The organism is Allobosea sp. 67-29 (assembly GCF_001898115.1).
In the GTDB taxonomy this organism is placed as follows: Bacteria; Pseudomonadota; Alphaproteobacteria; order Rhizobiales; family Beijerinckiaceae; genus Allobosea.
In genome coordinates, this window is the sequence record NZ_MKSQ01000019.1 from 73,150 (window position 1) to 97,142 (window position 23,993).

8 protein-coding genes are annotated in these 23,993 nt (G+C 70.7%); 1 reads left to right on the forward strand and 7 read right to left on the reverse strand.

Annotated features, from left to right (window positions below; genetic code table 11):
• Positions 1 to 38: 38 nt before the first annotated feature.
• The 6 genes from BGO20_RS15245 to BGO20_RS15270 form a co-directional block, all read right to left on the reverse strand.
• Positions 39 to 1,673, reverse strand: a complete 1,635-nt coding sequence (locus BGO20_RS15245; protein WP_291664415.1) for a ShlB/FhaC/HecB family hemolysin secretion/activation protein — start codon at positions 1,671 to 1,673, stop codon at positions 39 to 41.
• Entirely contained in the window at positions 1,670 to 18,631 is a 16,962-nt protein-coding gene (locus BGO20_RS15250) for a leukotoxin LktA family filamentous adhesin (RefSeq protein ID WP_291664414.1), read from the reverse strand. The genes BGO20_RS15245 and BGO20_RS15250 overlap by 4 nt, the downstream gene beginning before the upstream one ends.
• 64 nt (positions 18,632 to 18,695) lie before the next feature.
• Entirely contained in the window at positions 18,696 to 19,292 is a 597-nt protein-coding gene (locus BGO20_RS15255) for an invasion associated locus B family protein (protein ID WP_291664413.1), read from the reverse strand.
• Positions 19,293 to 19,399: 107 nt separating this feature from the next.
• Complete coding sequence (locus BGO20_RS15260) at positions 19,400 to 20,788, reverse strand: MFS transporter (RefSeq protein ID WP_291664412.1); 1,389 nt, start codon at positions 20,786 to 20,788, stop codon at positions 19,400 to 19,402.
• Positions 20,767 to 21,702 (reverse strand): hypothetical protein, encoded by a 936-nt coding sequence (locus BGO20_RS15265; protein WP_291664411.1) that lies wholly within the window; start codon positions 21,700 to 21,702, stop codon positions 20,767 to 20,769. The genes BGO20_RS15260 and BGO20_RS15265 overlap by 22 nt, the downstream gene beginning before the upstream one ends.
• Positions 21,703 to 21,878: 176 nt before the next feature.
• Entirely contained in the window at positions 21,879 to 22,469 is a 591-nt protein-coding gene (locus BGO20_RS15270; RefSeq protein ID WP_291664410.1) for a TetR/AcrR family transcriptional regulator, read from the reverse strand.
• A 353-nt stretch (positions 22,470 to 22,822) separates the two neighbouring features.
• Between BGO20_RS15270 and BGO20_RS15275 the strand changes: the two genes are divergently transcribed.
• On the forward strand, positions 22,823 to 23,089 hold the full coding sequence (locus BGO20_RS15275) for a hypothetical protein (RefSeq protein WP_291664409.1): 267 nt from the start codon (positions 22,823 to 22,825) through the stop codon (positions 23,087 to 23,089).
• A 76-nt stretch (positions 23,090 to 23,165) separates the two neighbouring features.
• Here the strand turns inward: BGO20_RS15275 and BGO20_RS15280 are convergent, their stop codons facing one another.
• Positions 23,166 to 23,930: an HpcH/HpaI aldolase family protein gene (locus tag BGO20_RS15280; protein ID WP_291664408.1), complete on the reverse strand. Its 765-nt coding sequence runs from the start codon at positions 23,928 to 23,930 to the stop codon at positions 23,166 to 23,168.
• Positions 23,931 to 23,993: the final 63 nt, after the last annotated feature.

Sequence of the window (23,993 nt, forward strand, 5' to 3'; positions counted from 1 at the left end):
TTGTCCGTAGGGAAGTCGGGAGAAGCCGTTCGGGCGGCTCAGAGCGTCTTGCGCAGGGTGAGCCGGAAATAGAGCTCGACGTCCCGCTGCGCCGCCGAGACGCGTTCGAGCGGGTGCCCGACGCCGCCTTCCAGCGAGGCCCATTCGACGGGGCGCCAGATCAGCCCGGCGCCCAGCGACGTCGCGCGGAAATGCGTCGCGGCGTTGTAGTCGGTGCGGCCGTGGTCGAGGAAGACGAGCGCCTCGAGCGACTTCAGCGGCTCGGGCAGAATGTAGTGCAGTTCTGCCTGGCCGTAGAAGCCGGAATTGCCGAAGGCGCTGCCGATCGGATAGCCGCGCACTGTGGTCGGGCCGCCGATCTGGAAGATCTGGTCGCCGGGCAACTGCGATTCTCCGGTAACCTGCCAGGCGCCGACGAGCGACCCGTAGAAGTCGTCGGTCAGCCGCCAGACGGACGCCGTGTTGCCGGTCCAGATCGTATAGTTGCGCCGGGCGCCCGACAGCCTGTCACGATGCGCGACCTGCGACCAGTTCACCGTCGACTGGTGCGAGAGGTTGGGCAGGGTCACGGTCAACGCCGCGCCGGCGGTGGCCCGCGTGTAGCCGGTCTCGACCGTCGTGAAGCCGAGCTGCTTGCTGCTGCCGCTGCCGGCGCCGAGCGCGCCTGTCGCCTGCAGCAGGATCGCATCGGTGGCGAAGACGGGTTGCGACAGCGTCAGCGAACGGCTTTCCGAGACGCCTTCCGGCCGCAATTCACGGATCGCGCCAGTGACGATCCGGTAGGCGGAGCGGGTGAGGCTGAGACCGAATCGCGTGCCCCATGGCGAGACCGGGAGGGTATAGCTAGCACTGCCAAGGATGCTGCCCCGCCCCCGCGAGCCGTAGAGCACGAGCTTGTCGTCGATGCCGAGCAGGTTGTGATGGCGCCAGAACAGGATGCCCTGGTAGCGGCCGGTCGAGGAGACGCCCTGGTTATCATAGGAGAGCTGAAGCGTGTTGCGCAGCGGCTCCGTTACGGCGAGGTCGAGATCGGTCAGGCCGAAGCCGGCTCCGGCCTGGAGCTGGGCGCGGATCTGCAGCTCGTTGAGCCGGTTGAAGATCGAGATGCTGCGATTGAGCGCGGGGGCGTCCACGATCTCGCCTTCGCCGGCCGGCACCTGCGAGCGAACGTACCAGGGCCAGGTCCGAACCGCCCCGGAGACGCCGATCCTGCCGACGCGCCCCTCGACGAGGCGGATCCTCAGCACGCCGCCATCGAGCTTCTGCGGCGGCAGAACCGCGCGGGCGGTGACCTGTCCCTTATCGGCATAGAGGTCGTTGACCGCCTGGACCAGCAGGCCGATCTCCGCGAGGTCGACGCGCCGGCCGAGATAGCGCGAGCGGATGGCGTCGAGCTCCGCCGAACTCAGGAAATGCGAGGCGTCGAAGTCGATGCGGCGGAGCACGACGGTGGCGCCGCCCGCCGGGAATTGCAGCTTCGCCTCGGGTGCCGGCGCGACCAATCCCGGGCCGCGCTGGCGCTGTGGTGCAGTCTGCCGCTCGATTTCGCGCTGCTGGCGGCCGGCCTCCGTCTCCAGCGTCTGCGGGACGACGAACTGCGCCGCTGCGGGCTCGGCGAAGGCTATGGTTCCCGCGGCCATGGCGAGGCCGAAGGCAAGGCTCGTTCTGCTCAAGGCTGCTCCCCGATGCCGTCAAGGTTGACGGGAGGCCTACCGCCCAAGCCGGCGATGCTCGCCGTGGTTTCCGGACCATCCTTGCTGCGCCAGCGCCCGTCGCTGCCGAGCACGAAGCCGCGCATGATATCGGCGAAGGAGAGCCCGGTCGGGAAGACCGCGCCGAGCCGCGCGAGTTCCTGCGAGACAGGCCCGCTGCCGGCCGGGACGTCGACCACGTCGGTGTCGGCCGCCGTCACGAAGGCGCTCGAGGTCAGACGCCTGCCATCGATCACCAGGGAGAACTCGCGATGATTGGGGTAGAGCTGGACGTCGTAGCCGCCGACCGGAACGATGGAGCGATTGCTCGCCAGCACGGACATCGCCGGCACACGCAGCTCCAGCGCGCCGGGAACGAAGGCCCTGGCGATCTCCAGCCGGCTCGCGGTGGCGGCGATGCGACCATCGACCGCGTCGAACCGGCCGATCCGGACGCGGTCCGCCTCGATCGATAGCGCCACCTCTTCTGCTGTGCGCCGATCCAGGCCGCCGATGTCGAGCGCGAGCGGCGTGCCGACCTCTCCGGGAAGCTGGACGATGTCCGCCGTAATCCGCCGGCCGAGGATGACGATGCCGTCGCCGGCGGCGAAGCGCCCGAGAGAGATGTCGCCCAAGGTGCTGGCCGCGACGTTGCGGGCCGCGCCGATCGCGATGGCGATCGAGCCGCGGCCGCTGCGCCCGGCCCGCAGGGTCAGCGCATCCGTGGCCGAGATCCGGTTGCCGGCGATATCGGCCTGCGCCAGCAGCGTGGCGCTGCCACCCGCCTCGATGCGCGTGAAGACGATGGACCGGCCCTGCAGGGTCGCATCCGTGGCGGCGGACAGGGACGCGATCGCCAGCGCACCGGTGTCCGCGACGAGGCTCGCCGTGGCTCCGCTGCGCAGGTCGTCCAGCGTCACGTCGCCCGCGCTGTGGACGGAGACGGCTTCGGCTGCGGACAGCAAGCCAGCCCGGATGCCGCCGGTGCGGGCGAGCAGGGTGAGGTCGCCGGAGCGCATCGTCGCTGCGTCGAGAGCGATTCCGGCTCCCGCTTCGATCTCGAGCCGGCCGCCGCTGTCGATACGTCCCGCGGCAAGGCCTCCGCCGGCGTCCAGCCTGGTCGATCCGGCGGCCGAAATCGTGCCGACGGAGAGCAGTGTCGCCGCCACGAGGGATGCGTCGCCGGTGAGCGTCGCGGCCGCCATCGAGATCGCCCCCGCCGTGGACGTGGCCTTCATGTTGCCGGCGCGCAGCTCGGTGACCGAAAGGGGTCCTTGTGCCGTCAGCAGGGCATCGCCGGTGGTGGCGACGCGGCCTGCCGCAATCCCGGACTGGCGGGATGCGATGGCCAGCGCGCCGGTTCCGGCGTCGAGGCTCCCGAGCGAGATCATCTGAGCGGCATCGAGGCGCGCGCCCGCAGCCGATCGAGCCGATGTCAGACTGATGCCGCCAGCGTCCGAACGGGCCGAGAGGGCGCCACCGGCGTCGAGCGTCGCGATGGCGAGCGCATGGCCCGCGTTGAGCGTCATGTCGCCATCTGCCGACAGCGTGGCCGCATCGATTTCGCCGGCCGCGATCGAGAGCGACCCGCCCGCAACCGCCCGCTGCAGACGCGCGGTGCTGCCGGCTTCGAGCCGCGCCGAGGTGCCGGCGCTGAAGACGGCCACGTCGAGGAAGCCGCGGGCGTCGAGATGCGCCCCCGCCGCTGCGGCGACGGTCGCGATGGTGATGTCGCCGCCCGAGGAAATCACGGCGAGATCGCCGGTGCTCGTCGCAGCAGCGCCTGCAACGGTGATCGAGCCGGTCGCCTCGAGTGCCGAGGTCGCGCCGGCGCTGAGGCTGCCGAGCCGAAGCGTGCCGCTCTGGGCTATGACGGTCGCGGCTCCGCCTGCCGTCAGATTGCCCGTGACGGAGACGGCGGTTCCGGCCGTGAGGGTCGCCGCGCCGGCCGCCGTGATCGAGCCCGCGGCGATGCCGCCAGCGGTCGAGCTCACGGCGAGGTCGCCGGCACTGGTCGCGGCCGTGCCGTCGATGGTGACCGTGCCCATCGCGTCGAGCGCAGAGGTCGCGCCGGCGCTCAGGCTGCCGAGGCGGATCGTGCCGTCATGCGCGGTGACCGTCGCGGCTCCGCCGGCCGTCAGGGCGCCGGTAAGGGAGACGGCGGTCGCTGCCGTGAGAGTCGCCGCGCCGGCCGCCGCGATCGAACTCGCGTCGATGCCGCCGGCGGTCGAGGTAACCGTCAGGTCGCCGGCGCGGGTCGAGACGCTGGCGAGGACGATCGCGCCTGTCGCGGTAATGGAACTGGCGGCGCCCGCTTGCAGCAGGCCGACCGTCAAGCCGCCATTGCTGCTCCTCAAGGCGGTGCCGGCGAAGCTCGCCGCGGTGTCGACCGCGAGGGGGCCGGCAGCCGACAGGCCGATCGCCCCCGCATCGGCAGTGAGGGCGGTCGCATGCGTGCCGGCCGCTGCCGAGAGATGGATGTCACCGATGAGGCTGCGCGCCGAAATATACGGGGCCGCGAAGGCGAGCGCGGTGCTGCCCGAGCCGATCCCGGTCCCTGCCGAGAGCGCGATGAGGCCTCCTGGCTGGCTCGCGTCGAGACCGGCTGCGGCGTCGCCATTGCCGGTGATCGCCGCGGCAGCGACGAGAGCGATCGAGCTTTCGCCCGCCGCCGGAACGAATCCGCTGGTGATCGTCCCGGCAACGATTCCGAGGCTGGAGGACAGCCTGACGGCCCCGGCGGCGTCGATCCGGCTGCCGCTCGCCATGGCGATGCCGGCGCCCGCAAGGCTGATCTCGCCGTCCTGCGAGGTGACGGTGCCGACGACGCGGAGGTCGCCATCGGCATTGACGACGAGCCCGTCATCGGCGGCGAGCGTGCCGATCCGGAAGGTGGCGGCGGGCAGGCCGCCGACGGCGGCCCCCGAAAACCATGCCGAACCGCCGATGCTGCCGGAGATGTCTCCACCGGTGCCGGTCTGGAGGCCGAGCGCCGTCGAGGGCGAGCCGACATCACCCGTCGCCGTCAGCCGGATCGCCGCGGCCGAGATCGATACGCCGGGCAGGTATCCTTGGATGCCGCCGGAACGAGCGGTGAGGGAGGCGGTGCCGGAGGCGAAGATGCGGCCGATCTCGGCCGTGCCGGCGTTGGCGACGAGATAGGCGTCTCCGGCCGCGGCGGACGCCGAGACCAGCCGCCCGCCGATCTGATAGGTCAGCGGGGTGGCGGCCGAACCGATGCCGCCGCCGCCTGCGACCAGCACCAGGTCGCCACCGGTCTGGATCTGCACCGGGTTGCGCGGTGTCGCGCCGTCGTTGCCGGTCGCGACCGCGATCGCCTGCGGAGCCTGCAGGTTGATGGTGCCTGTGGCGGTGAGGCTGCCGACCGTCAGCGTGCCGCCGGCCGAGCGCGGCGTGCTCGACGACTGCACGTTCGTCGTCGCCTGGACGTAGATGTCGCCCTGGGCCGAGCCGGAGAAGGTGCCGGTGGCGTTGATGAAGAGCGGTGTCGTCTGCCGGACATCGACCCGCGTCAGCGTCACGCCGGCCGGCACATGGTTGATATCGGCGATCTCGACCAGGCCGCCGTCCTGCGCCTGCCCCATGAGCTTCACGCTGCCGGCCGTGGTCGCGACGGCGAGGGCGGCGAGCTGGGCGTCCGTGAGCGAGCCGTTGCGGATGTCGGAGAGGGCGACCTGCATGTCCGGCGCGAGGGAGCCGATGCCGCCGGCGATGTTCAAGGTGACGTCGTGGCCGACAACCAGCGCCGCGCCGTTGCCGACGACGCCGGAGGCAGGCTGGAGGGCGGACGTGTTGATGGCCGAGACGAGCTGCCGGTCCGTCCAGGCCGCATCGCCCGCGATCCGGGTGGCGAGGCCGGCGGCGGCGTCGGCCGCCGTCGCGCTGAAGCTGTAGTCGGTTTCGAGCGAACCGGCGCCGAAGCGGGCCTGGCTCGCCCAGCTGCTGCCATAGGCGGTTTCGAAGACGCCCGCATAGCTCGCATAACGCCCGGCCGCGTAGTCCCTGACCTCCTGGGCCGACGCGGCATGCCCGAGCGCGGCATCCGCGAAGGCCTGGTAGAGCGGGATCGCGTCGTCATTCAGCGTGAAGACGCCGTTGGCGACGCTGCCGTTGCGGATCAGCGTTCCGTAGAGGCGGTAGCTCTGCGTCACCTGCGTTTCGAAGGCGGCGATGCTGGCCTGGGCGGCAGCGTCCGCCCCGTCCGCCGAGGTCAGCTTCAGCGCCCGCGAGACCTGTGATAGCTGGTCGGCGCTCAGGGCCTGGGCGGCGGTCTCGCCCGCCGCCGAGACCAGCCGGCCGCCGCTGACGTCGATGCGGACATCGCCGGCATCGCTTCGGATCTCGCCGACGCGCAGGTCGCCGGCGACCTGCGCGATACCGATATCGCCGCGGGCGGAGAGATTGACGACGCCGTCGACATAGCTGCCGTTCGGCAGGAGCGTGGCCACGGCCCGCAGCTTCATCAGCTCCGTCACCGAGCCGATCGCACCGGTGTCGCTGGCGAGCGTGATGTTGCGGCCGACGACGTTGGCCGTGGCCGAGGCGACCGCGTCCAGGCTGCCGGTGGCGTGGACCGTGATGTCGCCATAGCTGCCGGTGGCACCCTCGGCGCGCAGAGCCACGACGCGGGCGCTGCCGGTGATGTCGAGGTTGATCCCGCCGGCACCGGTGACAGCGCTGAGCTGTGCCCCGGAGGTCAAGGTGGTGCGGATCGCCTGGGCAGCGGTGCCGATCGAGTCGCGCGCGTTCAGCGTGAGGTCGTTGCTGAGGATCGAGACGTTCGGCGCCTGGGTGATGCTGCCGGCCGAGGCGGTTACCGTCGTCGATCCGCTGGGATTGACGATATTGCCCTGCAGCAGGACCGAGCTGTTGGAATTGATGTTGACCGTGCCGGCGGCATTGCCGGCGAAGCTGATGCCGAAGCGGTTGTCGGCCTTGACCGAAGCCGTGACCTGCACGAAAGCGCGGGTCACCATCTGGTAATTCCAGATCGCTTGCCCGGCGCCGGGCTGCGCGACGAAGTCGCGGTCGCAGTGGTTGATCGCCTGCCCGTTGCAGCCGCCGTAATGCGCTTCGTTGTTGATGAAGTCCAGCTGGCCGCCGGTGATCTCCTGCGTCAGGCCGACGCCGATCAAGCCGGGTTTGTTGGTGATCCGGCCCGAAACGCCCCCGCTGGGAGCCTGCGCATTGCGCGACCACCAGTACATCCAGTCCGCGCCGGGATTTGTGCTCGGCGACTGGGCGTCGACATAGACCCAGGGGTTGCTCGACGTGCCGGAATCGTAGCGCCAGTAGGAGACGAGATCGCGCACCTGGGTGGTCTGCGGGGTCAGCCCCTCCTTCTGGAGCAGGGCCTGCTGCGTCCACTCATAGCGCGTACCGGCGACGGGATCGTAGCTTGCGGTGGCGCCGGAGATGAACTCGACGGGGCCGGAGGTCGGCTGGGCGCCGTTCATCGTCTGGTAGACGGCGATGCCGGAGCCCGGCGTATAGGCGTAGATCTTCGTGTTCAGGCCGGAGGTGATGAGCCGGTCGATGATCGTGATCTTGCTGACGCTGGCATTCACGCCGGCGGCGGTGCCGGTATTGATGCGGTTGGTGACGAGGTCGAGCCCCGAGAGGTTGTTCACGCTGACATTGCCGAAGCCGCCATTGACCTTGATGCTGCCGAGCGTGTTGGTGCTGATGATCTGGCCGTCGAGCAGCACCGAGCCTCCGCCCGAGGAGGCGTTGACATCGGCCATGACGAGGCGGTCGTTCACGACGTCGTATGAGATCGGCACGGCGTTCGGCGCCGCCCAGCCGCCGCCGAAGATGCTGGCGAAGCTGACCGTGGTGTAGCCGCTGTCGAGCCAGCCCTGCCGGCTGGCGTGCAGGATGTCTCCGACATTGCCTCCGATCGTGCCCTGCCAGTCGGTGACGCGGCCGGCCTCGATCGAGGCGTTGACGTTGATCGTCGTCGCCTTGATGGCGACCTGGGCTCCGTAGATCTGCGTGCCGCCGCCCTGGGCCGTCGGATTGCTCTGCCGGTAGGTCTGGATCGTCGGTATGACCATGAAGCGGATATCGTTGCCCATGTCATAGCCGCCGGTGCAGGCATAGCCGGCATCGCCGATATAGCCGATGCAGTTGCCGTAGAACTGCATCGAGAAATTGCGCGTCGTGCCCTCGTCCTGCCGGCCGTAGAGAAAATAGTTGAGATCGTTCGCGCCTTGCCCGGCGGCGAGCGCGTTTGCAGCAGCGTAGACCGCCTCGTCGACGTTGAAGCCGGTCGAGCCCGGCCCGCCGCCTGGATAGTAGATGTACGAACCATACTCTGCCTGCGGCGATGCGCCGGCGTTGTACATGCCGTTCGGGCCGTTCGACGAGATCGCGACGGCGCCGTTCGGCACGGTGGCGTTGAACTGCAGTGCGTCGATGCGCTGCCCTGAGAAGCCGAACGAACCCTGGGTGTTGTTGAGCGAGACCACGCCGGCCAGATTGGTGAGGTTGCTGGCGATCAGCAGCGCCGGGCCCATGCCGCTGGCGTCGAGCTGGCCGGTATAGGCGTTGTCGATCGTGACGATCGGCGCCGCATCGGGATTGGCATGGCGCGTCAGGGAGCCGCTGTTGCCGACGATCTGGCCGCCGGTCGATTCCGGAATGTAGGCGCCGCCGTCGAGCACGAGATAGGCGTTGCTGCGGTTGATGACCGTGATCGAGGGGCCGCCATTGGCCGTCAGCGTGCCACTGCCCTGGACGCTGCCGGCGTTGACGAAGACGTTGCCGCCGGCGGCATAGAGCTGCGTCAGATGCACGGCCTTGACGGGCGCGCCGTTGACGCCCGCGATCAGCGTTCCCGCGACCGAGGCGTCGTAATGGGCGTTGATGTAGGCAACGGCGTTGAACGCCGGGTCGTAGCCGGCGCTCACCGGTGCGCCGCTGACGAAGCGGATCGTCGGCGTGTCGTTCGGGCCGCATTGCTCGGAGGCGTTGCTGCCGCAGCCGATCTCGACACGCTGGGTGTTGTAGATGCCTGCCGTCGCGGTGCCGTTCATCACCAGCGTCGAGCTGGAGGAGGAGCCCGGGCTGCTCGTCCCCGCCGTCACCGGGATGAAGTAGAGCTGGTAGCCATGGCCGGTGCCGTCCGCATGGGCGCTGAGCAGCCCGTCATAGGCGCCGAGGGTGACGTTCTGGGCGCTGGCGATGCTGGCGCCCGTGCCGACCTCGACGCGCGCGCGGTTCTGCAGGTCGGTCGAGGCGTCGGCGTCCGGTACCGCGACCAGGCCGCGGACATAGCCGAGGGCGTTCGCCGCGCCGTTCAGGGTGTTGGTGCGCAGCCCCGAGCCGTCGCGGCCGGCGGTGACGTTGACATCATAGAGACCGAGCAGCGACGAGCCCGTCCCGATCACCACGTCGTTGCCGGAATGGACCGTCACATCCGCATCGGCCACGCCGACACCGGCGAGACCGTAGGTGCTGACATAGGCGTTGGCCCGGACATTCGCGAGCGTGTAGGTGCCGATGTTGATGACACCGAACGAGGTCAGCGCATCGTTGCTGCCGAGCGTCACCGCATTGTCGACGATGGCAGTGTAGCGCGAGGAGACGCCGGCACCCTGCAGCAGGCCTCCGGTCGTGAGCGTCGCGGTGTCGTCGCCCGTCAGCTCGGTCCAGGCCTGGACCAGAATCGGTCCGGGCGCGGCGGTCGCGCTGGTGCCCGCCGTCAGCATCACGTCGTCGGCCAGGTCGACGCGCGAGGTTCCGTCGATCCGCGTCGTCGAGGTGGCGCCGGCACCGTTGATGCCGCCGCCGGCCGCCGCCTGCACGGAGTCGCCGAGATCGAGCTGGGTGAAGGCGTTGCGGCTGGTGAGCGCGATCGCCTGCAGGCAGCTCGACAGGTAGCAGCCGGCCGTGTTGGGGCCTGCCGCAGCGATGCGGCTGCCGGCGCCGAGTGTCGCCAGCACGTCGACATCCGCACCGTTGCGGGCAAGGGCGGCGCTGGCGCCCAGTGCCGAGGCCTGGAGGCTGTCGATCAGGGATGCGTAGTTCGCGTCATGGCTCGCCGCGATCGTGACGAGGCCGCTGACGACCACGGCGCCGTCACCGAGGGAAGCGGTCACATTCGCGTCGTTCGAGGTGGAGCCCGTTGCGCCGGAACCGGCGTAGAGGCCGCCGCTGCCGGCCTGGGCATGGACGATCTGGGTGTCGTTGCCGCTCGCGGAGAGCGTGAAGCTGCCGGTGCTGCTGCCGTTCACCGTCGCGCCGTCCCCGAAGGAGGCGAGCGTATGGGTCGGCGCGTCGGCCTGGGCGTTGACGGCGCCGACGGCCGCGATGCTCGCGGTGAAGCCGCTCGCGGTCGCGCCCTGGAGCGTCGTGTTGACGGCGCTGATCGTCACGGTTCCAGCCGATATCAGGACGTGGTCGCCGACGCTCGCCGTCACGGAGCTGGTATTCCTCGCGCGGGCGTCGCTCCCGACCGCACTGACATAGTAGGCGCCCGAGCCCGACACGGCCGAGGCTGTCGCGGACTGGCCGCCGCGCGCAAAGTCGCCGGTCTCTCCCGTGAGCGCCGCGACGTCGGTCGCCGCGTCGCCGAAGACGGAACCCGTGGCCCGGACGGAGAGGCTGCCTGCGGTGAACTGGCTGGCGGGCAGGGCGGCGTTGCCTTCGATCGCGGCACCCACCAGCGGGGAGACCGTGGCATGGGCGATCGCCGCGCCGACCGCGAGGCCGCCGGCGACGACCTCGCCCTTCGCGAGTGCCTTCGCGTCGGGCGAGGCGGTTGCCGACACAGTGATTGCGCCGGTGCCGACATTGGCCGATGCGCCGGCGCCGATCACGGCCGAGACGGCGGTGGCGTCCGTGGCGTCCGCCTGCGCTCCCGCGCCGGCGAGGAGCAGGCCGCCCACGCCGGCCGTCGCCGCGGCGAAGGCCGCGCCCGTGCTGGTGGCGCCGATGGCGAGCCCGGTGCCGGTCAGGCTGGAGCCTGCAAGGTAGTTCGCCGCGACCGTGCTGTCGGCGCTGCTCCTTGCCAGCGAGACGCCGAGCGCCAGCCCGCCCGCGACCGTGGCGCCGAAGGCGTCGGAGCGGCTGGTCTGGCTGTTCCCAGCCGTGACCGTGGTCGCGCCGGTGACGGTCAGGGTGCCGCCCAGCGTCGCGGTGACGGTGTTGGCGATGGAGCTGTCGGCAACCGCAGCGCCGGCTGCGGCGCCGAGCGCGCCGGCGCCGGCCAAGGCCTCGACCCGCGCCGCGGAGCCGGTGCCGTCGGCCGAGGTCGCGGTGACGGCGATCGAGCCGGTGGTCACCGCGATCTGGTCGAGCCGGGCGGAGACCGCGTCGCCGATCTCGGTGTAGGCCGTGGCGGCGCCGACGCCGGCGACCGCGCCGCGCGCCTCGCCCGTCGCCCGGTTGCTGGTGGTCGTGCGCGACAGCGCCGAGACGGCGACCGATCCGCTGGCGATGCTGCCGCCCGTGACCGTCGCGGCGGTGGCGGAGCCGGCGGCGTCCAGAAGGCTGCTCGCGCTCAGCGCCACTGGCGCGGCGTTGCGGCTGCGATTGGCGGTGAAGAAGGCATATTGCGCATTGGCGAAGCTCTGGACCTCTGCGTCCGTCGCCGCATGTCCGAGGTTCGCGCTGGCGGCGCTGCGATAGGCAGCGATGCCCTCGGCCGTCAGCGTCAGGGTGCCGTCGGCGGCCGAGCCGTTGGCGAGCAGGCGCTGGTAGGCGTCATTGGCGGCGCTGCGGATCTGGTCGTCGCTGACGTCGGCAGACGCTGCCGTCAGCCGGTAGCGAGCGACACCGGCATCGCTCATCAGATAGCCGACGGTGCCACCGCTGAGCGCGCCGTAGCGGCTCGCGGCCCAGTCGCGGACCTGAGCATCGGTCGGGCTGACGACGCCGAGCGCGCTCGCTGCGGCGCTTCGCAGGGCGGCGATGCCGGAGGCGCTCAGCGTCAGGCTGCCGTTGGCAACGCTGCCATTGGCCAGCAGCAGATTGTATTCGGCCTGTGCGTCGTCGCGCAGATCGGCGTCGCTCATCGCAGCCGCGGCGCTGCCGCGATAGGCGCGGTAGCTGGCGAGCCCGGCCGTGCTCAGGACGAGATCGGCGTTGCCGGCGGTGAGCTGATTCACGCGCGAGAGCGTGCCGTCGCCGCCGGCATTGACCTCGCCCTGCGCGCCGGACGGCGTGCCGGTGCCGACCGAGATCACCGCCACGGCCGCCCCGATGCCGAGCGAGCCGCCGACGCCGTAGGTGACGGTCTGCGCATCGACCGCGCGGTCGGAGGTCGTGGAGGCCGAGACGGCGCCCGGCGCGGACAGGACGGAACCGGAGATGTCGGCGAGGACGCGACTGTCGAGGCTTGCGATATTGGCCGCCGCGCCGAGGCCCAGGCTGCCGGTCGCTCCCGCGCCGGTGGTCGGGTCGATGCTGGTCGCCTCGTAAGCGGTGACGACGATGCCGGCGGCGACGCTGCTGCCGTTGACGCTCTGCGTCGCTCCCGGGCGGATCGTGGCGGCGACGCCGTAGAGGCCGGCGCGGGTCTCGTTCTCGACATCGACGAAGCTGACCATGCCGGCCACGCCGGCGAAGCCGCCCGCAGCGCCGCCGGCGGCCAGCGTCGTGAAGGCGTTCGAACTGCTGGCGGCGACGGCGAGCGCCCCGTTCAGGTTGAGCGTCGTCTGGCCGGTGCCGCCACCGACCATCGCCAGGGTCGTATTGCGGCTGGTGCCGACGACGAAGGCGCTGCCGAGCCCGACCGCGCCGCCCGCGCCGACCGCCGCCTGGGCGTAGAAGCCGTTGCGGCCGTCGGCGCTGACGCCGACGCGGCCCGCCGTGACGAGGCCCTGGCCGAGCGAGGCGCTGGTCAGGGCCTGGAAGCTGTTGACGGCGCCGGCCGCAGCGGCGCCGCCGATGCCGACAGCAAAGCCGATGACGTTGCTGGCAGCCGATTGCGAGGCGTTCGCGGCGATGTCGAGCGCCGTCACGCCCGCGCCCGTGTAGCCCGGCGTGGTGGTGCCTGTGGTGGAGTTCGTCACCGCCGCGCGGGTGCTGCGCGCCATCACCGTGTTGGCGTCCGCGCCGGCCGCGGCCACACCGCCGACCGAGCCGACGACGATGAAGGTCCCGGCATAGGAATGGCTTGCCGCTTCGACGGCGACGGCCGTCGAATCCGTTCCGGTGAGGCGGGTATCGACCTGGCTGGAATCGATCGTCGCGCTGGTGCTGCCGGCCAGGACGTTGCGGATCGGCACGACCGCGATCGCTGCGGTGACCGGGAAGATCGCGACGCCGTCCGTGATCGCGTTCGCGAGGACGGACTGCGCCGAGGTCGCGACGACGCCGAGGCCGTGGACGCTGCGGGCCGTCATCGTCAGATCGGGCTGCGAGGTGGTGAGGCTGTTGGCGGTCGAGAGGTCGGGAGCGCTGGCGAGCTGGCCGGCCGTGTAGCTCAGCGAGCCGGTGCCGCTGGCCCGCGCATCGACGGTGCTGCCGGCGATCGCGGCGGATGTCGCGCCGCCGATCGTGTTGTTGACCAGAGACACGCCGCCGGCCGCGCCCGGAGCCGCGGCCGTCGCGGCGACCGCCGTCGCAACCGCCGCGATCTTATCGGTATTCGTCGCGAACAGGCCGAGATTGTTGCCGGCGATGATGTCGGCGCCGGTGACCGTCGCGCCGACATCGGTGGCGACGCTGTTGTTGGCGACGGCACCGGCGAGGCTGACATTGCGCGACATCGCCATGCCGATGGCGGTGGTCTCGATGGTCGCTGTCGACAGCCCCTCCAGGAGCACGTCGCGCGAGGCGCGGACCGTGGCGCCGTCGATCGTGGCGGCGACCGTGTTGGCGATGCTGGCGTCGACCGTCGAGAGCCCGGCCGCCACGGCGCCGATGCTGAAGCCGAGCGAGCCGGCGGCGCCGAGAATGGCGGACGATGCCTGGGCGCTGACGGCGACGTCCCGGCTGGCGATGCTGCCGCCCCTGACATCGGCCGTGACGACATTGTCGATGGATTGCAGCGCGATCGAGGCGACGCCGGCGAACTGCCCGGTCGCCACGCCGAGACCGACGGCGACGCCGGTGATCGTCGAGCCGTCCTGCGCGCGAACGCTCACCGCCGTCGAGCTGGTCAGGTCGATATTGGCGATGGTCGCGATATGCGACTGCGCGATCGTGTTGAGCAGGAAGGAGATGCCGGCATTGTTCTGGCCGGCCTGGATGGCACCCGCGACGGCGACGATCGAGGCGCCGGTCGGGTTGGCGGCGCCATCCGCGTTGGTGGCGCTGCCGCTGAAGTCGATCTGCCCGGGATCGGTCGCCGCCATCCGGCTGGCCAGTGCGGCGTCGAGCGTTGCGTCGCGCCCGCTATCGGCGAGCACGATGACGTCGCCGTCCATGGCGATGCGCGCGGGAGCGCCCGCGCCGTCGGTCACGGCGGCGCGGGTCGTCGGGCTGACATCGTTGATGACGAAGGCGCCGGCGAGTCCGTTCGAATTGGGACCGCCGCCGCCGGCGATCGCGCCCGAGGCGATCCGGCTCGAGGTCCGGGCGACCACGCTCAACCGATCCATCGCGCCGATGCTGGAATCGGTGACGAGGGCCGCCACCGCGTCGCGACCGCTCGGATCGGCGATCGAGACATAGGTGAAGGCCATGCCGAGCCCGGCCTGGGCGCCGGCATAGGCTGCGCCGCCGCCGATGCCGATATCCGTCGTGCGGTAGGCGTTGACCAGCACGTCGTTGCCGGAGGAGGCGCCGGAAATGCCCGCGATGGCGGAACGCTCGATCTGGGCAGTGACGCTGTCGGTGATCAGGCCGATCGCGCCCGAGATCGCAGCCGCGCCGCTGTTGGCGCGGGCGGCGGCGATGCTGACGCCGACCACGGTCTGGCGACCGCCCGCAAGCGCCTGGACGGTGGTGTCGCCTGCGCCGGTGATGGTCGAATCGCTGATCCGCGCATCGGTGCTGTTGTCGAAGATGCCGATCGAGACGGCGCCGGAGAGGGCCCCGCTCAGCGGGCTCGACGCGCCGGTGAGGTTCAGCGCGGCCGAGCCGGAGCCCAGCTCCGCGATGGTGGCGTTCGACGCCGCGACATCGGTCGTGACCGTACCGCTGTCCTTGCCGACGACGACCGCGCCGTCGATCCAGGCGGAGGTGCCGAGCGTCGTCGTCGCGACCGCCGCGCTGCCGGCCGCGGTGAGGCTGAGCCCGCTGCCGGCGCCGGAGCGCGTCCAGGCCGCCTGCGACTTGCCCTCCGCGGCAGCCGCCTTGAAGAAGCTGAGCTTCGAGGCATTGGGATCGGAGACAGCGGCGGCGATCGAGGCGACGGTCATGCGCCCGTCCGTTACCGCCTCGACGTCGAGCGAGCGGGTCGTGATCAGGCCGGCGCCATAGCCTCCGCCGAGCCGGTTGTCCGAGAGATCCGTCGCATTGTCCCCGACATAGGCACGCGTGACGCCGGCGGTGTCCAGCGCCGCGACCGAGATGCCGACGGCATTTCCGCCGCCATAGGTGACGGCGCCCGTCAGCGCGAAGAGCGAAACGAACTGATGCGCGGCCACCGCGACGCTGGTGACGTCGATCGTCGCCTGGTTGCTGATCGAGGCGAGGGTGCGGTTGTCGATGCCGACCAGCGCGACCATGCCGTTGGCCGCGAAATCGCCGGCCGCCTTGCCGGAGGTCGGCGCCAGCACGAAGATCCTGTCGGAGGTGGTTGCCGCGACCTCGAGTTCGAGCGCGGTGACGGTCGCGCCGGCGCCGATGGCGGCGACGGTGCTGCTCTGGCGGCCGATGTCGGCGAAGGAGCCGCCGACCGCGTCGCCGGAACCGCCATTCGCACCGGTACCCGAGAAGATGCCGTAGTTGCCGGCGACGTCGATCGTCTCCGTCGTCGTCGTGGCGACGACCGCGACGCGCTTGTCGAAGCTCACCGCGTCGCCGGTGCCGAGGGTGGCCGTCCAGGTGCCGAGCCCGCTGCTCTGACGCAGCGTGGCGCCGGGCCCGACATAGGCCTCCGTCGTGTTGCCGATCCGGTAGTAGTCGACCGCACCGGCGAGCCCGAGCACGGTCGATTCCACGGTGGCGCTGGCATAGCTCGTCAGGATGTTGCCGGCGACGCCGAAGGTTCCGTTGAGGTGCGAGATCGTCTCGGCGGGTCCGGCCCAGTCGGTCCAGGTATTGGCGATCGGGACCTCGGTCGTCGCCGAGACGCCGATGGCGTTGGTGGCGTCGACGGTGACGCCCGCGCCGATCGAGGCCTGCGAGGCGTGGTTGATCGCGCCGTAGACGACCCCGGCCGACATGGCCGTCATAGCCTCCGGGTCGATGCCGCTCGGGTTCTTGGAGTTCGAGCTCGTGCCCGAATCGGCGGAGAGGCGCAGTGCGAAATCGCGGACGTCGCTGACCACCGCCGCCTTGTCGGCGTAGATGGTCGGGGCGCTGCCGCCGGTATCGGCCGCGATCGACGCGTTCGCCGAAAGATTGCTCGATGCCAGCGTCAGCGTGCTGCCGAACTTGCCCACTTCCATCGGCGCGAGCTTCGAGATCAGCGGGGCGAAGACGGTCTCCACCGCCGCACTGATGCCGATGCCCTGGATGATCAGGTTCTGCCCAAGCGTGACGGCAGAGGTGGTCGCGTTCTTGCTGTTGTCGGACAGTGCCTCGACCGTGACGGTGCCGACCCGGCTGCCGCTGGAGCCCAGAGACGCGCCGAGACGAGCCACGGCGCTCGATTGCGCGTCGGAATAGGCGACGGATATCCCGACCGTGCCGCCACTGATCGACATCGCGGTGGCCGAGGTCGAGAAGGCGTTGTTGTTGATCGCCGAGACCCGCACATTTCCCGCGGAGCCGACCGTGACGTCCGCGCCGGAGCTCACGATCGCGCGGGTCTGGATATCGGTGGTGCCGACGGCGACGGCGAAATTGGCGAGGGTCTGCCCGCCGGAAAGCGCGAGCGCCGTCGCGCCGAGCGTCGCCTCGTTGCTGGCGGCGACGGTCAGGTTGCGCCCGGCCGAGATCGTCGCGCCCGAGAGCACCTCCGCCGTCACACGGGCCTTGAGCTCGGCATAGGTGACTGCCACCGCCGCCGGCGAGACCGCCGTGAACGAGATCGCCGGGAGGGTCGCCTCCTGGGCGCCGGTGGCGCTGATGACCAGATCGCGCGTGGCGGTGACGGAGGCGGTGTCCTGGATGGAGACGCGCGCCGTGATGTCGCTCGCGACATAGCCGCCGTTGAGGCCGCTCAGGATGGCGAGGTTGGTCTGCCCCGCGAACTGCGCGATGCCCAGATCCGGATTCAGGAAGGATGAGACGCCGCTGGCATCGGCGAGGAACTTGACGTCGCGGCCGGAGACGGTGCCCCCGATCTCGATGACGGCGGATGCGCTGGCCTTGCCGGAGTTTCGGGCGTCGGAGGCGGAGGCCGTCAGCGTAATGTCGCCGGCGGCGTAGCCGCTGCCGGGGCTGACCTCGGCGAGCAGCTTGCCGGCGATCGAAATGTTCGGCGCGGCGAGCGAGATCGAGCCCGAATTGCCGGTGGAGGGGTTGGCAGCCGAGAGCACGCCGCCATTGGCCGCGCGGTTGAACTGTCGCGTGTCGATGATGCCGTCGCCGGCGATGGTGATGCTGCTGCTCGCCTCCAGCACCACATTGGTGCCGTTGGTGATCATGTTGGCGCTGCCGCCGCTGCCGATCACGATGTCGGAGGGGTCGATGTAGAGCAGGCCGGCCTTGCCGCTGCGCGCCGAGAGATCGACATCGACGGCGCCGAGCGTCACCGTCTGCCGGGCGCTCAGCTCCAGGAAACCGCCATCCCCGCTCGTTCCGCCGAGGCCGCGGAACACCGCACCGGTGGCGACGTCGAGGTCGGTGCCGGCGAAGACGATCACCGAGCCTGCCTTGCCGGCCGCTTCCCGGGCGGCGCTGACGTCGATCGTCGCGCCACGCGCGATCGCGATGGCGGCGTCCGAGGTCAGCGAGACCGTGCCACCGTCGGCGAGGTTGACGCTGCCCTCCGCCGCACCCGCGGGATTGCCGTGCCGGGGCGCCACGCCGGTGGCGGCGATCCTGGCCGTCGCGGCGATGCTCGTGCCCTTGCCCGAGCGCACCGCGATCGTACCGGCGCTGCGGCGCCCGCGCGCCTGGGCCGTGAGCTGGCCGGAGATCGAGGCGGTTCCGGCCGCGAGGATCTCGATGCCGCCACCCTTGCGAGCGACCATCGCGCCGCCCCGGCGCAGGCCCGTGGTGTTGACGCTCTGGGCGAAGGCGGCGCGTTGCCGCTCGCGACGCTCGGCGATGTCGACCGGCGCGGCATTGGCAGTGATCCTGCCGGCCACGCTGACCGACTGGCCGTTGAGCGAGACGCCGCGCCGCGCGTTGACCGCTCCCTCGATCGAGATGCGGCCATCCGGCGAGATCGGCACGTCGTTGGCCCGAAGGCGCGCGGCGAGCGTCTCATTGACGACGCCGCCGGGCCCGACGACCTGGTCGAGGAAGTCGCGTGTCGGCGTGTTGACCGTAAGCTGTCCGGTGTTGACCACGCCGTTCGGGCCGACCGTGAACCCGGCCGAATCCGAAAAATAGACGTGCCCGCCGATCTGGCCGTTGCGGTAGGAATTCAGGATGCCGTCGATGACGACCGGCCCGTCGCGCACGATGTTGACCAGCGCGCCGGTGTTCTGCGGCAGGTGCATGTTGACGGTCGTGCCCGCCGCCTGCTCGAAGCGCGAGAAGGAGTTGTAGCCGGCACCGGCAGAGACGGTGCCGGTGGTGATGGTGGTGACGCTGCCGCTGACGGCGACATTGGTCTGGGTGCGGCCGTCGGGTGTGATGATGTTTTGGGCGAAGGCCGGTGCGTTCCACAGCGCCAGGGCCATCACCTGGCCGACGAGCCAGTGCTGGCGGCGGGCTGCCGGCGCCGGGCGGGGTGGCGATGCCACCGGTCCGGCCGGACGCGGGCTCGGCGCGGTGCGGCGGCTTCGGGAGGCTCGGCCGACCTTCATCTCACAGCCGTTCCTTCGCCAGGGCGTCGAGCGCCTGATCGAGGCCCCGGGCCGAGAGCGGCAGCGCCAGCTCGCGGCCAGCGGCGTCCTTGAAGACGATCCGCCCGGCCTCGGCCGCCTTGCGCCACGGCTTCAACGCCTCATCGCTCGCGGCGATGTCGGCGAAGCAACCGGTCGGGATGCAGCGGCGCCAGGTCAGCTCGAGCGGCTTGGCCTCCTTGTCTCCCATTGCGATCTGGACGCTGCTCGGAAACGACACGCTGACCGGCATCACGGCCGTCACGCGCAGCGGCTGGCCGTTGGCGATCCGGCCGATGGCGACCTGGGCGATCGGCGCCTGCTGGCCCTGGGCCTGCAGGATCTGAGCGACCTCGCAGATGCGGGCCGTTCCGGTGGTTTCCGTGACGCGCTGGCAGCGCAGGGTCCAGTCCCCGAAGCTCGCGGTCGTCAGGCTGGGCTCGGCGGATACCGCCGGTGCCGCCGCTGCCGCAGGGCCTGCTGAACCGGGTTTGCCGCCGCTCGGCTGAGCGCCGGCCGGGCAGATGGCCGCCAGAAACCAGAGCACGCAGGCCGCCGCACCGGCTGTCGACCGTTCCACCACCATTTCGTCCCCCGCCATAGCCTGCCCGCGGCAGGAGAGGCCGCGGGGCACGGCCGACAATTCTCAAATTGCTCGAATTTGTGCAATAGGGGATTCAAAAATGGTCAGCCAACGGATTGGCTGGAGCGACCCGGCGGGCCGGCGACGACGACCAGCGCGATGCTGGCGATCAGGGCCAGCGCGATCAGCACGAACATCGCCCAGACGCCGAGATGGTGCATCGACGCGACGAAGACGAGCGGAACGAAGATGGAGGTGAGGCGGCCGATTCCCCAGGCGAACGCCGTGCGCGAAGCCCGTGATCCGGTCGGCACGATCTCGGCCGCGTAGACACCGAGCACGCTCGCATAGATCGCGCTGGCGAATGCGAAGGCGATGCCGAGGATCACGAGGCTGGCGAAGTTGCTGGCCGCCGCGAACAGAAGGCCGAGGCAGGCCATGACCGCGGCGGCGAGAACGAGACTGGCCCTGCGCGGGATGCGGTCGATCGCCGACGCCATCAGCAGGTTGCCGATCACCGGCCCGACCATGATGAGCCCGGCCGCCACCACCGAATCACCGATACTGAAGCGTTTGGCGACCATGACGGCGCCGCTCATCAGCGGGAAGCCGATCGTCGCCCAGGGGGACAGCAGATAGAGGCCGCAGAGCAGCGGCAGCGGAGAGTGCGCGCCGCGGCCCGGCTGCCGCTCTGGCGCGGCCGGCGGCCTGTCGTCGATGACCGCAGGCGCGGCGCGTTCCGCGGCCGGACCGCCGAAGCGGCGCAGCGCGGACTCCGCCTCCGCCAGCCGGCCGGCCGCAGCCAGCCAGCGCGGCGATTCCGGCAGCCAATGCAGCAGCGCGGCCGCGATCACCGCAAGGACGCCGCCGCAGCCCAGCGCCCAGCGCCAGCCCGCGACCCCGAGCGTCTCCGGCGAGGCCGCGCGCATCAGGAAGATGATCGCGGGCGCGCCGAGAAAGGCGAGGCCGGCACAGAAGCAGACCATCCTGCCGCGGACACGCGGCGGCATGACGTCGGCCAGATAGGCGGCGATGAGCGGTGGGCACGCGCCGATGCCGAGGCCCGACAGGAAGCGGAAGCCGATCAGCGCCGGCGTGGTTGCGCTGAGCGCCGCTCCGAGGGAGCCGGCCGCCACCGCCGCAAGCGCAAGCTGCAGCGCCAGGCGGCGGCCGGTCCGGTCCCCGAGCGCGCCGAAGGCCGGGGCCCCGGCGGCCCCGCCGGCAAAGATCGCGGCGAGAAACAGCGAGAGTTCCGTCGGCGTCATAACGTGAGGCGGGGCCTGGAAGATCGCGCCCAGCGCATTGCCGAGCGCGACCTCGGCGATATCGGCAAACAGCGCCAGCGTGGTCACCGCGAGGACCGCGAGGCGCATCCGGCAGAAGGGCAGGGCGTCGAGGCGCGCGCCGATATCTGTGCTTGCGCCGGACGGGACCGCTACGGCCGGGCCGTCCGCTCTTGCGAGGGTGGCTGTCAGTGCGAGGGGTTGTCCCATGCGCCTTCGATGCTCCGGCCGCGCCAATCCGCCGCGATCGCCGCCAGCTTCAGGCCATTGGTTGCGACTGCGAGGGCGGCGTCGATGATCGCGAGCTTCAACGCCTGCATCTGCGCATACTCCGCCCGGAACGCGCGCGATAGCCAGATCGGCGAGCGGCCGGGCCTGCCGCTCCAGCCGAGCGCGCCGGCGGCGGCCGCGGCCGCGAGCGTGCGGCCGGCATGGGTCCTGGAAAGGTTGAGCGGCCGTGCCAGTGCCGAGACCGAGGTGACATTGGTGAGAGCGCGCTCCTGGTGCCGGGAGGCGCCGGGGTCGAGCCCGACGATCAGGCGGTCCATCAGGCTGCCGCCGTCATCCACCGAGGCGAAGACGCCATAGGCCGGCGGCGGCCTGCGGATCGCGGTGCAGCACATGAGCTCATCGGCGACCAGCGGCTGGATCGCTGTCAAGAGAACGCCGCCATGCTGCCGCAGCAGCGCCAGGCGGCCGCCGGGCTCGATCGAATCGAGCGCCGCCAGATGAAGCGCGAACCACTCTGTCAGGGCCGAGAGCGTCGCCGGAGCAGGCTCGACCAGTTCGCCGCGCTGGCCGTCGGCCTGGCAGGGCTGGGTGATCCCGTAATGCAAAGCCTCGGCGAAAAAGGACGCGCCCGTGTTGCGGCTGGCCAGGGCGAAGGGCTGCAGGTCATCGAGGAAGTCGCGGCGCGAGAGACCGGGCCGGCCCATCCGAACGCCGCGGAAGTGGCGCGCCAGGGCGACATGGGACATCAGCCAGCGCTGCTGCGTGGCGAACAGCGAGGCCAGCCGCGGCACGTTTTCCTGCACTGCCGAGAAGCCGGCCGCCAGATGCCTGGCCACGAGGTCGAATTGCGGGCTCGCGATCAGCTCCGCAGCCCGGCTGTCCACCGCTTGCATGCTCCGCCCTCGGCCGCCCACTGCAGTCCTGCAGCTCGGCGGCATCAAAAGCAGATTGCACATTAAAGTGCAATTTGTGAATCTCTGGCATCACACGGGTCGGCCTTGGCCGGGCCTGGCGTGGCGCCATCCGCCAGAAAGCGCCCGTCTGCCGAAGCCTGGCCAATGATCCGCGTTCAGGCGGACATCGCGGTCCCGTGGATGATGGCCCCGACCATGGCGCGATAGCGCAGCTTGAGCGTCTCCGGATCGGTCGGCGGGAGGCTCTGGTTGGTGCCGCGCGCGCCGTCGGCAAGCAACTGGGCGAGCGCATCGGCCTTGATGCCCGGTCTGAGCCGGATCAGCCCTCGCCCCTGCATGTCCTCGATGAGGGCGGCAAGTTCGGCCTGGAACGCTATCGCCGAGGCGATCATCAGGTCGCGGCAGCGGCGGAACGCCTGGTCGTTGATCTCGATCGCATGCGGCGACCTTGCCAGCCGCCGCCGGTTTTCGCCGTAGCGGATGTCGAGCACGGTCGCGAAGATCTCGACCGGGTCCAGACCCTGGGCCAGGCCGTCGCGACCCGCGGCCATCCCGGCTGCGACGGCGCGCGCGTTGGCCGTCTCGATCAGGAACCGGAAGGCTTCTTCCTTGGAACGGAAGTAGTTGTAGACGGTGCGACGCGTGACATCGATCGCATCGGCGAGCGCGGTCATGGTCAGATACTGGTATCCGTGGTCGAGGAACGCACGCTCCACTCCCGATGCCAATTCGACCTGCGTAACCATCTCACCTTCCAAGCTCCGGCGGGTGCCGGCTGGCGGCACCCGCGACGACCAGCCGTTCTGCCTCGCGCCGCCCGAGCAGCGCAATCCGTCATTTCAACGCCGGCGCCATTCCGGCCATCGGCCGGCGAAAAGGCGAGGATGAGCCATGCAGGGCGCGGCGGAAAGCCTCTGTCGTCCGCGCAGCCGCAGAACCGCGGTTCAAATCGAATCGCGACCCCGTCCACGCTGACCTGCCGGACTGACTATTTTTGATTTGGCGGGTCAACAGAGGCTGCACGTATTGACCGCGTTGCCCGCTGTGTCGAAGCGTCGAGCCTGCCGCCCGGAAGGCGGCATGACTCAGGGAACCCATCATGAGACACACGCTTTTCGCGCTGGCCATCGCCGGCAGCGCCTGCATTGCCTCGTCCGTCTTCGCCCAGACGGCGGATGACCGCAAATGGATCAACCAGTGCCTCAGCGACAACCAGGACGCCAAGGTCGCCGCCTCCGTGGTATCGGCCTATTGCACCTGCATGAACAACAAGATGAGCGACAACGAGACCCGCTCGATCACGCAGTGGGAAAAGGCCAATCCGGGGGCGCGCAGGGCCTGCGAGCGGGAATCGGGCTGGAACTGAGCGAAGCGGGCGCCAGCCGCGCGGCCGTCGTCGGCCGCGCCGTCTCCGGTTTCCGGGAGGCCGGCGCGGCTGGAGCTCAGCCCTTCATGGTGGCGAGCAGGCTGTCGGCACCGCGCGCCAGAATGACCGCATCCGACCCGCAGGCGACGAAGGCAAAGCCCTCAGCCAGCAGGTTCCTGGCGAGGCGCGGATCGAAGACCAGCGTGCCGACGGGGATGCCGGCCTCCATCAGCTTGCGGGCCGCGGGACGGATGACGTCCCAGACCGCAGGGTCGTTCGGCTTGCCCAGCATGCCCATATCCGCGGCGATGTCGGAGGGGCCGAAGAAGACGCCGTCGACGCCGTCGACCCGTCCGATCTCGAGCGCCTGCTCGATCGCCGTCAGCGTCTCGACCTGGACGAGGACGGCGGTCTCCTCCTCGATGCGGCTGAAATAATCGGTCATGCGGGCAAAGCCGTTGGCGCGGTTGCAGCCGCTGACGCCGCGGACGCCGCGCGGCGGATAGCGCGTCGCGGCGACCGCCTGCGCTGCCTCCTCCGGTGTCTGCACCATCGGGAAGAGCAGGCCGGGCGCGCCGATGTCGAGCAGGCGCTTGACGAGCACGGTGTCGTTCCAGTCGGGCCGCACGATCGGTGTCCCCGGATGGGCCGCGAGCACCTGCAGCTGCATCATCACCGAGCTCAGGTCGTTGGGCGAGTGCTCGGTGTCGATCAGCAGCCAGTCGAAGCCGGCTCCGGCGACGGCCTCCGTCGCATAACCGCTGGCGAGGCTCAGCCACAGGCCGATCTGCTGCCGGCCGGCGCGGATCGAGGCCAGGAACTTGTTCGAGGGCAGATTCATCGCTCGGCTTCCAACGAAAACGGGGTTGAGACGGCTCGGCTCGGCGACCGTCGAGGGCCCGGA